Source organism: Rhizobium sp. 01T444 (assembly GCF_056398305.1).
Genome location: NZ_JBFTPD010000023.1, coordinates 69,107 through 82,827 on the forward strand (window position 1 = coordinate 69,107; position 13,721 = coordinate 82,827).

The window sequence follows — 13,721 nt, forward strand, 5'->3', positions numbered from 1 at the left end:
GCCGTGGATCTTTTCATCCAGAATTTCGCAAGTTTTCAGTCCTTCCTGCTGATCTATCCGCTGCTGCTGCAGGGACTTGAAGTCACGGTCCTGCTGGCGCTTGTCTCACTGCCCCTGTCAGTGCTTTCGGGCCTCGGCGTGGCTATGATCTACAGCTTCGGCGGACCGCTCGTGCAACGGCTGGTCGTGATGTTCATCGATCTGCTGCGGTCTTTTCCGGTCCTCGTCCTGTTGATCCTGATCTTCTACAGCCTGCCGTTTTTCGGGCTGACGCTCGGCAATTTCACTGCCGTCGTCGTGGCGCTGATCATCAACAATACCGGCTATTTCGGCGAGATCTTTCGCGCCGGTCTCCAGTCTATCCCCAAGGGCCAGCACGAAGCGGCAGCAGCGCTCGGCCTTCATCGTTTCCACACGACTATGCTCGTGATCCTTCCCCAGGTCCTACGCAAGGTTCTGGCCCCGCTCGCCAGCAATTCCCTGGAACTTGTCAAGACGACCTCGATCGCCTCGATGGTGGCACTTCCTGAATTGCTGCGTTCAGCCCGTGTCGCGCAGGAGCAGACCTACAATCCGACACCGCTGACCGCGGCAGCAGTGATCTTCTTCGTCATGTTGTGGCCCTTCTCCCACTGGGTATCGCGCATGGAGAGACGCGCCATCATCGGGAGCAATCGGAGATGAGCATCGTCATTACCGGCGGCACGGGTTTCGTCGGCCTTGCCGTGGCCGAGGCTCTCGGACAGGCTGATGAGGCCGTCGTGCTCTTTGGACGCGAAGCGGTTCCTGCAGCGTTTGGCGGCGAGTTTGGGAATATCAAGTTCGTTGCCGGCGACATTACCAGCGCCGCCGACATCGATCACCTCGTTGGCACCGAGGCTGTAAAGGCCGTCATCCATCTGGCGGCCGTTACGCCGGATCGTCAGGCAGAAATGGCCGATCCCGCCGGCTTGATCGCGGTCAATGTCGGCGGAACGGCCAATCTCATGCACGCCCTTTCCGGTCTTTCGCCACGGCCACGCCTCATCCTGGCAAGCAGCGTCGCCGTCTATGGAGTGGCACGGCCGGAGGGAGGTACCTATCAGGAAGATGAATCCCGGCCGTCGCCGGTCAGCCTCTACGGCATTACGAAGCTCGCCGCCGAAGCGACAGCCATGCGACTTGCAGACCTTTACGGGATTGATCTGACGATCGTCCGGCTCGGCCCTGTCTATGGTCCGTGGGAATACAAGACCGGTCTGCGCCCTGTCCTGAGCCCGCATGGCCAGGTTGTCGATCTCTGGCGGGAAGGAGAAAATGTCGTTCTGCCACGGCCCTTGACCGGCGACTGGCTCTATAGTCGCGATGCCGGGGCCGGCATTGCTGCCCTTCTCCGGCAGAAGGAATTGAACCACACCATCTACAATCTCGGCGGCGGGCAGGTCACGAGCGTGGCCGAATGGTGCGATGCGTTGCAAGGCCTTCCCGATGCGCGCGGCTGGCGCATTGCCAATGGCGGCGAAGTGGCGAACCTGACATTCGGCCTCGCCGCGGACCGAGCGCCTCTTTCGATCGACCGTCTCTTGTCGGATACGGGTTTCCAACCACGGTTCGCCGGCCGGCATGCTGCTGAAGACTTTATCAAATGGCAATCCTCCCTCCGGACAGAAAAATCATAGGACGGACAGCGATCATGCGCCTGAAGAACAAGACCGCCATCATAACCGGCGCTTCCTCCGGTATTGGCCGTGCTATTGCTGTCCGCTTCATGGAGGAAGGCGCCAATGTTGTCGCCGTCGATATTTCGACGGCGGTTGTCGAAGGTGGCGCGCCTGTGATCGAAGTGCTGAGCGCAATTGGTCCGAATGCTATCTTCATCCAAGGAGACGTCGCGCGCTCCGAGGACGTCTCGCATGTCTTTGCAGAAGCCCAGGCCCGTTTCGGAAGGCTCGACATCGTCGTCAACAACGCCGCCATTCACGTGCCGAAACCGCTCGCCGAAACGGAGGAGACAGAGTGGGACCGGGTCATGGACGTGAACCTGAAGGGCGCCTTTCTTTGCAGCCGTGCGGCCGTGCGGATCATGCTTCAGCAGGAGATCGTCGCCGAAACGCGTGGCAGGATCGTCAATATTTCCTCGCAGCACGGCATGGTTTCTGCGCCGGGTGATTTCGCCTATGGTGTCAGCAAGGCCGGCCTCGTCTACATGACGAAACAGATTGCCGCTGATTACGCCGCCGCCAACATCATCTGCAACGCTGTCGCGCCGGGTAAGATATTGACCGGGAAATCGGGCCGGGCAATCCTGCCGGAGATGCTGGAATATTCGCACAAACGGACGCCGATGCCGCGCCTGGGTAGACCCACCGATGTCGCAAGCGCTGCGCTGTTTTTGGCGAGCGATGAAGCGTCCTATATTACCGGTCACAACCTTTTGGTTGACGGTGGCTGGATGGCTGCCTGACACAGGAGGTTATATCGATAACAGCTTCCCCAGCTGCTCTGTGATATCCGACGGCGCAGCGCGGCCGAAACTTCGCGATCGTGCTTGCGATCGCCCTCGCCTCCTCCGCATCGAGTTCGACGTCTGGGCTTGAGGTCGCTTACGCGGGGCGCGCGCGCGCCTGACGATCTTATGAGCGTTTGCCTCCAGCAGCGGTGATGACGCCGACGATGATGAGGCCGGTGAGCAGCAGGCGCACGCCGGCGCTGACGCCGAATGTGTTGAGCATGGTGAGCAGAAGCACGAGGAAAAGGGCGGCCCCCCAGATGCCGGGAATATTGGCCTTTCCGCCCGCGACCGAGGTGCCGCCGATGACGACGACGGCGATCGAGGAAAGCAGATATTCATTGCCGATATCGACATTTGCGCCGCGAAAATAGCCGGCAAGCAGCGCCCCGTTCAGACCGCCGAGCGTGCCCGAGAGTGTATAGGTGAGAAAACGGATGCGCCCGACAGGAACACCGGCAAGCCAGGCGGCGCGGATATTCTGCCCGATCGCCAGCACCGAGCGCCCGTAGATCATCCTCTGGAGCGCAATGCCGGCGCCCAAGGTGAACAGGATGGTGACAAGGGCCAGTACAGGAACGCCGAGAATCTGCAGGTTGGTGAATTCCGCAAAACCCGGCGGTGGCTTGATCTGCAGGCCGCGGCCATAGCTGATGTCGATCGACTGGATGATGAAGCTTGCCGAGAGCGTGGCTATGATCGGCGGAATGCGCAGCGCCCAGATCAGCAGGTAATTGGCAGCGCCGACCGCAGCACCGCTGGCGAGCGCCGCAAGCAGGCCGATTGCGATCATGCTGTCCTGCCCGTCCATGGTCTTCATCGCGACGGCGCTGGCAAGCCCGATATTGGCCGGCAGCGAGAGATCGACATTGCCGGGGCCGAGCGTGATGACGAACATCTGCCCTGTACCGACGATGACCATGAAGACGGCGAGCGAGAAGGCGGCCGTCAGCATGCCGCCGGCGCCGTAGCCGCCGGTAAACGCGATGGTGGCGAGCCAGGCGGCGAGAGCGCCGATGAAGGACCAGATCCAAGGTTTTGCGGCGAGCGCCTTCAATTGCGCCATGTCATGCCTCCTTGCGGCTGATGAGCGCGCGTGCGGCAAGCACGATGATGAGGATCGCGCCATTCGCTGCCACCTGCCAGTCCGGCGGAATATGCATGAAGGTCAGGAGCGACGAGGCGGCGAGCGCCAGCGTCAGCGCGCCGATGACCGCGCCGATCGGCGACACGCGCCCACCCATGAATTCGCCGCCACCGAGAATGACGCCGGCGATCGACAGCAGCGTATAGCCATTGCCGATATTGGCATCGCCCGACGAGGTAATGCCGATCAGCGTCATGCCCGAGAGCACGCCGAAGCTTCCGGCCAAGGCAAAGAGCGTGATCTTGGTGTGCAAGAGCGACCAGCCGGCCCGCGCTAGCGCTGCCGGATTGCCGCCCGAGCCGCGCAGAATGACGCCGTACGAGGTGCGCATCAGGCCGAAATAGACGACGGCGGCTATGACGATCGCGGCGACGATCGGAAAAGGAATGAAGGGCGGCTTGAAGGACGTGATCGCCTGCAGCCAGTCAGGCGCCTTGCCACCGGGTTTGGGCAGCACGAGGATCGCCAACCCCTGCCAGACGAAACTCATGCCGAGCGTCACGACGATCGACGGCAGGTTGCGCAGGTGGATCAGGGCGCCGAGCAGCGCATAGACGCCAATCGAACCAAGTAGCACAACGATGCCGAGCAGCGGCGCGTCTCGCAGCCAGGTGGCGGTGACGCAGCCGACGAAACCGACGAAGGTGCCGATCGAAAGATCGAGCTCGTTGCCGGCGATGACGAACATCTGCGCGATGGTGGCGAGCGCAATCGGGATCGCGAGGTTCAGCATCAGGCTGAAGCCGAAATAGGAGATGGCGCGCGGATTGAGCCAGGCGATCGCAATCAGCACCAGAACGAGCGAGAGCGCCGGCAGCATGGCGCGCAGGGTGCGTGCCCTTCTGGCGCTGCTGCGGGCCGGGCGCATGAGGGAATTGTTCAGCGAAACGAATGTCATCTCAGCTTGCCTCGACGAAGGAGGATTGGATGATCTTCTCCTCGGTCAGCTCGTCGCGCGTGAGGTTGGCGACGATGCGGCCGTTCTTGAAGACGTAGACATGGTGACAATTGTCGAGCTCTTCCGTCTCGGTCGTATACCAGATGAAGGTGCGGCCATKGSCRGCCTCCTGGCGGAYGAGRTCGTAGACTTCGAGCTTGGTGCCGATATCGACGCCGCGCATCGGATCGTCCATTAGAATGATCTCGGCATCGGAGCCGAGCGCACGGGCAAAGAGCGCCTTCTGCTGGTTGCCGCCCGAAAGCGACAGGATGTTGTTGTTCATGTCGGGCGTGCGGATGCCGATCCGGCGCTTCCACGCATCGGCAAGCTCGGCCTCGCGCTTTTGCGAGATGAGCAGGCCGGCACGCAGCCGCTTCAGCGACCGGATGCCGATATTCTCTGCGATCGACCATTGCGGGAAGGTGCCGTCGGACTGCCGGTCGCCGGCAACAAGCGCCACCGGTGCTGTCACCTCGATGCCGATCTTGCTGCGGCGCGCGGCATTGAAGATCGCCAGCAACAGATCGGTCTGGCCGTGGCCGGCAAGCCCGGCAAGGCCGATGATGGAACCTGATTGGGCAACGAGCTCGGCGCCATCGCCCTGACGCGCCGGCCGTGCTCGCACGCGCGGCGCACCTGTCGGCTTGGCGGCGACGGCTTGCGTTGCACCTTTCTCACGATGGGCGGCCCCACCCATTGTCGCGACCAGCCGGTCGCGGTCATAGGCACGAGCCGCATCGGCGGCCACGACCTTGCCGTCGCGCATGACGACGATGCGGTCGGCATTCTGCAGCACCTCGCCAAGCACATGCGAAATCAGGATGCAGCTGCCCCCGGCCGCAACGAAGCGCCGGACGAAGGCGAGCAGCTGGCCAGCGGTATGGGCATCGAGCGAAGAGGTCGGCTCGTCAAGGATGACGAGGTTCAGCGGATCCTCCGTCACCGTGAAGGCGCGGGCGACCTCCACCATCTGCCGCCGCCCGATCGACAGATCCGCGATGATATCGGAGGCATCGATGCCGTGCTCGGGAAAGATCTCGTCGAGCTTGGCGCTAATCAGTTCGGCGGCACGCCCGTGCCAGCCGAAACCACGCAGTGACGGATGGTTGATGCGGGTATTCTCTGCAACGGAAAGATTGGGACAGAGCGACAGTTCCTGGAAGACGCAGCGGATGCCGAACCTCTGGGCGCGGATGACCGAATAGTTCTCCGTGACCGCCTTGCCGATCGTCATGCTGCCGCGGTCGAGCACCAGCGTTCCCGCCAGCATGTTCATCAGCGTCGACTTGCCGGCGCCGTTATGGCCGACGAGCCCGACGCATTCGCCGGCGCGAACGTCGAAATCGACGCCATCAAGCGCCCTCACGGCGCCGAAATGTTTTTCGGCGCCGCTGAGGCTGACGATGATCCGGGTGGCCACAGCCTGCACCGGCGTGATCATCACTTGATATTGGCCTTAATGGCTTCGATGGCATCGGCTTGCGTATATTCCTTAGTGGCAACGCTGCCGACGGGAATATCCGTCAGATGCTTCTCGAAATCATCCTGCGTAAACGCGAGATAAGGCACCAGGAGATCGTGTGGGATGTCCGTGCGGCCGTCGAGCACCTGCTGGGCGACCCAGAAGGCGAGCGTCGAGACACCGGGCGCGATCGAGGCGGACCAGGTCTTGTAACCGTCCTTGGCCTTCTGCTCCTTCCACCATTGCAGCTCGTCCTGACGGTTTCCCATGATGATGGTCGGGCGCGGCTTGCCGGCAGCGGCAAAGGCCTGAGCCGCGCCGTAGCCGTCGCCGCCCTGGGTGACGACGCCGACGATATCGGGCAGCGAGGGGAGAACAGTCGCGACTGCTTTTTGCGCCGTCGTCTGGTCCCAGTTGCCGGTAACCGAATTGACAATCTTGAATTCGGGATGAGCGGCAACGGCTTCGATCAGGCCCTTGTGGATGGAATCGTCGATCGAGGTACCGGCAAGGCCGCGGATTTCCAAGAGGTTCCCGCCTTCCGGATGAAACGCCTTCATCTGCGCGATTTCCTGTTTGCCCATATCCTCGAAATCAACGACGACGCGATAGGCGCAAGGCTCGTTGACGATACCATCAAAGGAGACGACGACGATGCCTGCTTCGCAGGCTTGCTTGACGGCACCATTCAGCGCATCCGGCGAAGCGGCGTTGATGACGATCGCGTCATAGCCCTGCAGTATGAGGTTCTGGATCTGGGCGGCCTGGGTTGGCACTTCCTGGTCGGCCGTGGTGAAGACGTCGGCCGCGCCCACGATCTTGTCGGCGACGGCCTTCTTGGTCACGATGTCATAGCTCTTGAGCATCGCCTGGCGCCAGGAATTGCCAGCATAATTGTTCGAGAAGGCGATTTTCTTGCCGCTCGTGTCGGCAAAGGCCGTGCCCGATGCGAGCAGTGCGGCAAGGCTGGCAAGTACGAAGACTTCACGCATTTCAATCCTCCCTAAGTTGTTTGGCCTTGAGTGAAAGGCTTTCACCCGGCGCCGGTCATTCTCCGGCAATCCGTCGATCGGATGCTTGGACATCCATGGCGCCGATCCTCCATCGGCAGCCACTCCTGCTAGCCGGTTTCCCGGATGTCAGAACAGTCTTAACCCCGGGACGCGCACCCTCAGCCGGTGCAGCGAACTCGAGGCGGTAATATACAGGCTCTTCAGATCCTCGTCACCGAAGGCGAAATTGGCGGTCGGCTCCGGCGTGCGGATAAGGCCGAGCATATGGCCCGAAGGATCGAAGACATGGATGCCGCCCGGCCCGCAGCAATAGACATTGCCGCAGCTGTCGATCTTCATGCCGTCAGGCGCACCCGGCGCCTCTCCTTTCGTCTCGGCCCAGACCGCCCCTCCCGTGAGCTCGCCCTGCGGCGAGATGGCAAAAACCCGGATATGCTGGCGCTCGGTGTCGTTGACGAAGAGGCGCGATTCATCGAGCGAGAAGCAGAGCCCGTTCGGCTGGGCGAAATCATCCACCAACAGCGTCAGGTTGGAACCGTCGGGATCGACGCGGTAGACGCCCTGGAAGGAGAGATCCTGCGGCCGTGGCACGCCATAGTATTCCATCCGCCCATAGGTCGGATCGGTGAAATAGATCGCGCCGCCGGTCGCAACGACGATGTCGTTCGGGCTGTTGAGTTCCTTGCCCTTGTAGTGTGTGGCGATGACACTCGTCGAACCGTCGCGCTCGAGCCTCGTGACGCGGCTCATCGCATGTTCACAGGTGAGCAAACGCCCTTCGCGGTCCAGCGTATTGCCGTTCGCCTTGTTGCTCGGTCGGCGAAAATCCTCGACCGCGCCGGAACGCCGGCGGATATACATGCGGTCTTCGGGCATGTCGCTGAAGACAAGCCATTTCTCGTAAGGATGCCAGACGGGACCTTCGGTGAAGCCGAGACCGCTTGCCAAGGTCTCCAGCGCCCCGTCGCCGACCACGTCGGCAAATCCCGGATTGCGGGTGCTCCTCGCCATGGCTCAGCTCTTCGAGGATTGGACGGATTTTCCGCCGACGAACCAGTCGGATGCCAGGACGTCCTCGAAGACGACCCAGATCGCCTCCTTCGGCAGTTCGGCCAGTTCGCTGACGGCAGCGGTGACGCGCCGCGCGATCTCGTCCTTGCGCTCCTGGGAATGGCCTTTGAGAATCTGGATGTTGACGAAGGGCATGGCGTGTTCTCCCGTCTGCTTTTTATTGCTTGTGTCCGAGTTAGCCACGGATGGAAGGGTTCGGCTACGTTTGAAGACGCAGATTTGAATGTGCAAACACACACTCGGATCTTCAGAGCTCCTTCGGCGGCGAAGCCTGGTCGATCCAGGCATCGAGGCTCTCCTGCGCGCGCCTCAGCGCATCGACATTGATAAGGCCGCGGGCAAAGGCCAGACAGATCGCCCGCGTGCGGGAATTGAAGAGCGAACCCTCGCCCGCCCCGTCCTCGGGCATGACGACGCCGAGCTTTTCGTAGAGATGGCGGATGCGCGCCTGCGCGCCGCGGGTAGAGAGGCCGCGGCGGGCGGCGATCGCCTTGTCCGTCAGCCCGAGCGCGACATCGATCAGGCTCTCATATTCGCTGTCTGTAATGCCCTCCAGCCGATCCTGCACGCGATGCTGGATGCCGCGCACCTCCCGGTCGATGATGCAGTGCCCCTCGGCGAAGACGCCGCGGAGAGCCGAGCGCATGCCCTCCTCCGAGGCCGATTTCAGCACATAGCCGTAGACGGTGCCCGGCGGCACGATACGGGCAACCCCGCGCACGTAGGATTCATCGGCGAAATTCGACCAGAAAAGGATGTGGGTATTGGCCCGTCGGCTCCAGATGGATCGCGCCACTTCGATGCCTGTCGCTTTCGGCAATTGCAGATCGAGCACCACATAGGGCGGCTCGCGGCGTCGCGCGAGATCGATTGCGACGTCGCCGCTGCCTGCCTCGATCACCTCGACATCACCCGGCCACAGATGCTCGATCGTGGCGCGCACGAATGCGCGATGCAACCCGTCATCCTCGGCAATCATCACCAGCATGTCAGAGCCTCCCCGCGGCGTTGGCTGCAGCGACCGCGGCGTCCGGCGGCAGCGTGCCGGTACTTATCGTCTCGCCAGCAAACGGCACGTCGATTGCCACGCGCGTACCGCCCTTGCGGCTGGAGCGGCCGATGCGAAGCTGCGCACCGATCAGCGCCGCCCGCGTGTGCATATGGCCGATGCCGCCGCTCGCCTGCGGGTCGGCCTGGACGCAACCTGACCCGTCGTCGGTGACAACAATCTTCAGCAGCGACGGCGTCGATTCGATGCGCACCTCGATGCGCCGCGGCATTGCGTGCTTGACGGCATTGTTGATCGCCTCCTGGGCGATGCGGTAGATCGCCGTCAGCGTGCGCTCCGACAGCATGTCGGCGGCGCCTTCGCTGGTATCCTGGATCCGCACCGCAATCGAAGGCGTTGCCCGGCTGACGCTGCGGTTGAGATGCGCCTCTATGGCATCGCGCAAGCCGAAGAGCTCGAGCACGCTCGGCCGCATATCGTCGACGATGTGGCGCAGTTCCGTCAGGCAGTTGACGACTTCCCGCTCGAGATCCGCAAGCTGGCTGACGCCGGCCATGCCACGGCGATGCAGCGCAGAGACCTGGCGCACGACACGGGCAAGATCGGCGAGTGTCTGGTCGTGYAGGTCCATGGCGATGCGCCGCCGCTCCTGCTCCATGCCTTCGGTCAGCCGAGATGCGCCGACGCGCAGGATCTCTTCGCGATTGCGCGCATCGCTTTCTGCCATCATCGCCCGGCGTGCCTCCTCGCTCTGGATCAGCGCGAAGATATAGGGTGCAATGAATTCGGCGCAGTGCTGGGCGATCTCCAGATCGGCAGGCGTGTAGCAGCCGGGCTCGTGCCTGCTGATGTTGAGGGCGCCGATGATCTCGCCCCTTGCCCGCATCGGCACGACGATGCGGCTGCGTAACTTGGCGGTAAAGATCGGCTCGTCTATTGCGCCCGTGAAATGAAAGCGCTCATCTCCGAGCGCATCATCGCTTAAGAGATATGGCAGCTCGCCTCTGAGCACCGCCCGCACCGGGCTAAGTTCGACCGGCGGTGGACTGAGCGCCAGTTCGCTCCAGCTTGTCTGATAACCTGTCTCGTAGCAAATGTGGCTCCGCCCGCCGTTCAATAGAACGGCGACATCGATATGGTCATGCGGCAGCAACTTGAAGATCTCTGTTGCCGTTGCCCGAAACGCTGCTCCCGTCTCGGTATGTCCAGCAAAGGCACGCGAGATCGCGAGCATCCGGTCGAACAGCTCGGCATCGTGTCTGATCATCGTCACTCCTCCGACAATCCCGCTCCTCCTCGAAGCAAAGCATTAATGCCATGTTCCTCCGGCGATGACACTATTTGCGATCGTTCCTGCCGACACAAGCTGCTTTCCAAGCAGGAGTTTCTGATCGGCAAAAGCTCTACACGCGCTTCCTGCAAAGAACATTCTCACTCTCGATGACATTCACGACGCACATGAAATCGAAAAGAAATTCGTTCACCTTCACGCCGGCTTCGAACCCGAGTTGGCATTCGTCGCACCGGTGATACCACAATTCCGACGCTTCGATGGTGGGGCGTGATCACAGGCAAGCATCGCGACGAAGAGTGATAAGGTAGGATCTTGCCACCCACAGAGACCGCGCCGACGCCAGCACGTATTCGAGACGTGGGGGATAAGCCGCCGCTCTCCGTCGAGATGACGTTCGATCGGGTCAACTTCCACACCCAGGATCTGCTGACAGGATTGGAAAAAACGAGCAACCAGGAATAGAATTTTTCGCGCCCGGCGTAGTCACGCTAACCTTTTTTTAACCATCTCCATTGCAAAAAGGTTCACGAAATTGCCGGTCTACTTGAGTGCCCGGCAATAGCCCTAGCGCACTGATTTCGTTCGGTTTCGTGGGGGCGACGGTCCTGCCATGATCGCAGGCACCCTCGTGGTTAGCCGTTAAATGTTCCGACATCGCCAGCTATGTTTGCCGGACGCGCTTAAGTCCGGGGGCTGGCTTATCCTCACGGGGCTTTAACATGGCCAGCATTTTGACCAACACGTCCGCTATGACAGCCCGCCAGACATTACGCGGCGTCAACGCCGGTCTCGAAAAGACGCAGCAGCAAGTCAGCTCGGGTCTAAGGGTTCAAAAAGCATCCGACAATGCGGCTTACTGGGCGATCTCTACGACGATGAGGTCGGACAACAGGGCTTTCTCAGCGGTATCTGACGCCATCGAATTGGGATCGGCCACAGTCAATACCGCCTATACCGCAACCTCGTCCATCGTCGATATCCTCAGCGAGTTCAAAGCCAAACTGGTTGCAGCCAAAGAGAATGGCGTCGACAAATCGAAAATCCAGGATGAGCTCGATCAACTAAACGCACAGGCCGAAACAACGGTGATCTCGGCGAGTTTTAGCGGCCAGAACTGGCTGAGCACCAATGCACCAACGCACCTGATGGAAACGATTGACCTCACAACCGACGTGGTCTCGTCATTCGTCCGATCAGAGAACGGAGCAGTGGCGGTTGCAACAAACAAGGTGAACCTTAAATCGACCAGCATGCTGAACGCTGGAGGAGGCGGCATCCTCCAGAAAGAGATCGGCGGTGTTGGAGACATCGGTGGGTTTCGGAGCACCGGCATCAATTCCGTGGCACATGAAGGCCACGAGAGCCACCTGTTCACTGGTCCAGCGACATTTGGTGCAACAGACTACATCACATTTGATCTGGTGGTCGACGCGGGGACCCACTCCGCGGGCGTCAGTTTCGCGGGATTGCGGATCGACAAGAGTGTCATAGATGTTGCTCTCGGCACCACGGATGGCACGATCCACGACGGCGCAGAGATGAGAAAGGTCTTGCAGAAGGTCTTCGCAGACAACTCGGTTCCCGCAACAGCCAACGAGACCATGTTCACAGGCTCACCTACGGCTCCAGGTGTCTTTGAAGTCGGCTCGCTTGAGACCTCGGGTCATCCAGGCTCCAGCATCGATATCTCCAACGCCATATCACATCTCGCAAGCACCTATCCCGCCGGTTTTGCCATGGGCCTCGAAAATCCGCCAAATGCCAACCACGACAACATGTACCCGGAAGCCTTCTTCGATTTCACCAAACCATTCACCGTCTCGCCGAAGTCCCAGATTTTCTTTGACGCACAGGTGGGACCGGGAGCTCCTCAATCCTTCACGATCGACCGGACGACGGTGGATGCGGCCCTTGGAACGACGGATGGCTTTATCAGCAATGCAGCCGATCTTGCGACTGTCATTGGGTTCGTCACAGCCGGACTGGGCCTGTCGATAGTCACCTCCGGCAACCGCCTGACTTTTTCGGCCGACCAGACGGTCTATCCCAACGCGGGAAATCGCGCGGCGCGCGTCATGGTCGGAAACGTCAGCTCAAATCCCACATGGGCATTGGAGTTCGATCTTGCGGAAGTCGATGTCACGTCGTCGAACTTCACGATCGACGAATATCTTGTCGGCATCGAATACATGCTGCACCGGTCAACTGCGAGCGGCAGTGTCCTTGGCTCTCTCAACAAGCGGCTCGACATGCAGTCGGATTTCGTAAGCCACCTGCAAGCCAGCATGACATCCGGGATCGGCCGTCTGGTGGATGCGGACATGGAGGAAGAATCTGCCAGGCTAGCAGCACAACAGACCCAGCAGCAGCTTGCCGTCCAGGCGCTTCAGATTGCAAACACGACCCCTGGCACAATCCTGCAGCTTTATTCAGGTCGATAGGCTCGTGTGGGGCACCATCGCGGCGTGCGAAAGTGGTGGGGAGCGTCGCCGTGACACCAAGGAGGTCGACATGGTCATAGGCGGGAATGCCCAATATCATGGAAAACCTCCTCGACACCCGGTTCAGACCGACAGCCGGACCCCGTTGAACCATGTTGCAGGCTGGGGGCCGCGTTTTCGCTCGAGAAGAGCAAGGATCATCGTGGCGGCCATGACAGCCCAGTGAACGATGCCGCTGGAGACGAGGACCACCAGCATGAAGGCCCAGCAGGTCGCCGCGCATGACAGTCCGCGGGCCACACCAAACCGAAACACGTCGAGGTCGGCCCGATTGCCGTAGGCCGCAAGAGGCGGCCTACCATGGCAGGCGTTCAGGAACCATTGCTTGCTCGGCGTCACCTGCCAGACGAAGGCAATCAGCAGCGCGGGCAGGATTGGTGCCAATGCGACGGTCTGGCTCCAGGCATTCAGCACGATGGCGGCAGGAACGAGTATGGTCCCGGCCGCAATCCAGACGAGGAGATAGGCCAACACAAACGCACCGACAGCTCTTGGCCTGCGGCGGCTGAAACTGCGTCGCCAGACATGCAGCAATGGCCCGGCGAGCAGAGGCGGCATCATTGCCAGGATCATCGCGACCCAGGCCAACGCCGTCAAAAACAAACCCTTGTCTGCGAGGGCGACATCGACCTGGGTCGTCAGGCGGCCTGCCACCGAGGACGAGGAAAAGCAGAGGTCAGGCATGGCCGGCAAAACCTCTTTGCCCGTCATCACCATCCAGCCGAACAGCGTGGCGAGGAGAAGCGGCTTGGGAAGTCGTGTGATGAGACACCAAACGACGACGACGGGCCGCACC

Annotated in this window: 13 protein-coding genes; 4 read left to right on the forward strand and 9 right to left on the reverse strand. The window is 61.2% G+C overall.

Annotation, left to right across the window (positions count from 1 at the left end; translation table 11 throughout):
• Positions 1-3 precede the first annotated feature (3 nt).
• The 3 genes from AC1DTN_RS26185 to AC1DTN_RS26195 are packed head-to-tail and all read left to right on the forward strand — an operon-like array spanning position 4 to position 2,443.
• Positions 4-684 (forward strand): amino acid ABC transporter permease, encoded by a 681-nt coding sequence (locus tag AC1DTN_RS26185; protein ID WP_113321132.1) that lies wholly within the window; start codon positions 4-6, stop codon positions 682-684.
• Positions 681-1,658 carry an NAD-dependent epimerase/dehydratase family protein gene (locus AC1DTN_RS26190; protein WP_442207400.1) on the forward strand — a complete coding sequence of 326 codons (978 nt, stop codon included), beginning with the start codon at positions 681-683 and terminating at the stop codon, positions 1,656-1,658. The genes AC1DTN_RS26185 and AC1DTN_RS26190 overlap by 4 nt, the downstream gene beginning before the upstream one ends.
• Positions 1,659-1,672: 14 nt before the next feature.
• Positions 1,673-2,443: an SDR family NAD(P)-dependent oxidoreductase gene (locus tag AC1DTN_RS26195; RefSeq protein ID WP_113321080.1), complete on the forward strand. Its 771-nt coding sequence runs from the start codon at positions 1,673-1,675 to the stop codon at positions 2,441-2,443.
• 169 nt (positions 2,444-2,612) lie between these two features.
• On the opposite strand, the gene AC1DTN_RS26200 is transcribed toward AC1DTN_RS26195, so the two are convergent.
• The 8 genes from AC1DTN_RS26200 to AC1DTN_RS26235 all read right to left on the reverse strand — a co-directional run bounded on the left by AC1DTN_RS26200 (position 2,613) and on the right by AC1DTN_RS26235 (position 10,397).
• Positions 2,613-3,554, reverse strand: coding sequence for an ABC transporter permease (locus tag AC1DTN_RS26200; protein ID WP_113321081.1), 942 nt, complete (start codon positions 3,552-3,554; stop codon positions 2,613-2,615).
• Between the two features lies 1 nt (position 3,555).
• Entirely contained in the window at positions 3,556-4,533 is a 978-nt protein-coding gene (locus tag AC1DTN_RS26205) for an ABC transporter permease (protein WP_113321082.1), read from the reverse strand.
• 1 nt (position 4,534) lies between these two features.
• Positions 4,535-6,016, reverse strand: a complete 1,482-nt coding sequence (locus AC1DTN_RS26210) for an ATP-binding cassette domain-containing protein (RefSeq protein ID WP_477923246.1) — start codon at positions 6,014-6,016, stop codon at positions 4,535-4,537.
• Positions 6,016-7,029 carry a substrate-binding domain-containing protein gene (locus AC1DTN_RS26215; RefSeq protein WP_477923232.1) on the reverse strand — a complete coding sequence of 338 codons (1,014 nt, stop codon included), beginning with the start codon at positions 7,027-7,029 and terminating at the stop codon, positions 6,016-6,018. Before AC1DTN_RS26215 ends, AC1DTN_RS26210 begins: the two co-directional genes overlap by 1 nt.
• A 147-nt stretch (positions 7,030-7,176) precedes the next feature.
• On the reverse strand, positions 7,177-8,061 hold the full coding sequence (locus AC1DTN_RS26220) for an SMP-30/gluconolactonase/LRE family protein (RefSeq protein ID WP_113321085.1): 885 nt from the start codon (positions 8,059-8,061) through the stop codon (positions 7,177-7,179).
• A 3-nt stretch (positions 8,062-8,064) separates the two neighbouring features.
• A complete protein-coding gene (locus tag AC1DTN_RS26225; protein ID WP_113321086.1) occupies positions 8,065-8,256 on the reverse strand; it encodes a tautomerase family protein in 192 nt (63 codons plus the stop codon).
• A gap of 112 nt (positions 8,257-8,368) precedes the next feature.
• Complete coding sequence (locus AC1DTN_RS26230; protein ID WP_113321087.1) at positions 8,369-9,109, reverse strand: response regulator transcription factor; 741 nt, start codon at positions 9,107-9,109, stop codon at positions 8,369-8,371.
• A gap of 1 nt (position 9,110) precedes the next feature.
• Positions 9,111-10,397, reverse strand: a complete 1,287-nt coding sequence (locus AC1DTN_RS26235; RefSeq protein WP_442207399.1) for a GAF domain-containing sensor histidine kinase — start codon at positions 10,395-10,397, stop codon at positions 9,111-9,113.
• A gap of 746 nt (positions 10,398-11,143) precedes the next feature.
• On the opposite strand from AC1DTN_RS26235, the gene AC1DTN_RS26240 reads away from it, so the two are divergent.
• Positions 11,144-12,865, forward strand: a complete 1,722-nt coding sequence (locus tag AC1DTN_RS26240) for a flagellin N-terminal helical domain-containing protein (RefSeq protein WP_477923233.1) — start codon at positions 11,144-11,146, stop codon at positions 12,863-12,865.
• A 123-nt stretch (positions 12,866-12,988) separates the two neighbouring features.
• On the opposite strand, the gene AC1DTN_RS26245 is transcribed toward AC1DTN_RS26240, so the two are convergent.
• Positions 12,989-13,720, reverse strand: a complete 732-nt coding sequence (locus tag AC1DTN_RS26245; RefSeq protein WP_442207397.1) for a copper chaperone — start codon at positions 13,718-13,720, stop codon at positions 12,989-12,991.
• Position 13,721 lies beyond the last annotated feature (1 nt).

Excerpts from the sequence above, each read along its gene's own strand:
- AC1DTN_RS26230 (WP_113321087.1), bottom strand. The coding sequence starts at position 9,109 with ATGCTGGTGATGATTGCCGAGGATGACGGGTTGCATCGCGCATTCGTG.
- AC1DTN_RS26205 (WP_113321082.1), bottom strand. The coding sequence starts at position 4,533 with ATGACATTCGTTTCGCTGAACAATTCCCTCATGCGCCCGGCCCGCAGC.
- AC1DTN_RS26240 (WP_477923233.1), top strand. The coding sequence starts at position 11,144 with ATGGCCAGCATTTTGACCAACACGTCCGCTATGACAGCCCGCCAGACA.
- AC1DTN_RS26215 (WP_477923232.1), bottom strand. The coding sequence starts at position 7,029 with ATGCGTGAAGTCTTCGTACTTGCCAGCCTTGCCGCACTGCTCGCATCG.
- AC1DTN_RS26190 (WP_442207400.1), top strand. The coding sequence starts at position 681 with ATGAGCATCGTCATTACCGGCGGCACGGGTTTCGTCGGCCTTGCCGTG.
- AC1DTN_RS26220 (WP_113321085.1), bottom strand. The coding sequence starts at position 8,061 with ATGGCGAGGAGCACCCGCAATCCGGGATTTGCCGACGTGGTCGGCGAC.
- AC1DTN_RS26225 (WP_113321086.1), bottom strand. The coding sequence starts at position 8,256 with ATGCCCTTCGTCAACATCCAGATTCTCAAAGGCCATTCCCAGGAGCGC.
- AC1DTN_RS26195 (WP_113321080.1), top strand. The coding sequence starts at position 1,673 with ATGCGCCTGAAGAACAAGACCGCCATCATAACCGGCGCTTCCTCCGGT.
- AC1DTN_RS26200 (WP_113321081.1), bottom strand. The coding sequence starts at position 3,554 with ATGGCGCAATTGAAGGCGCTCGCCGCAAAACCTTGGATCTGGTCCTTC.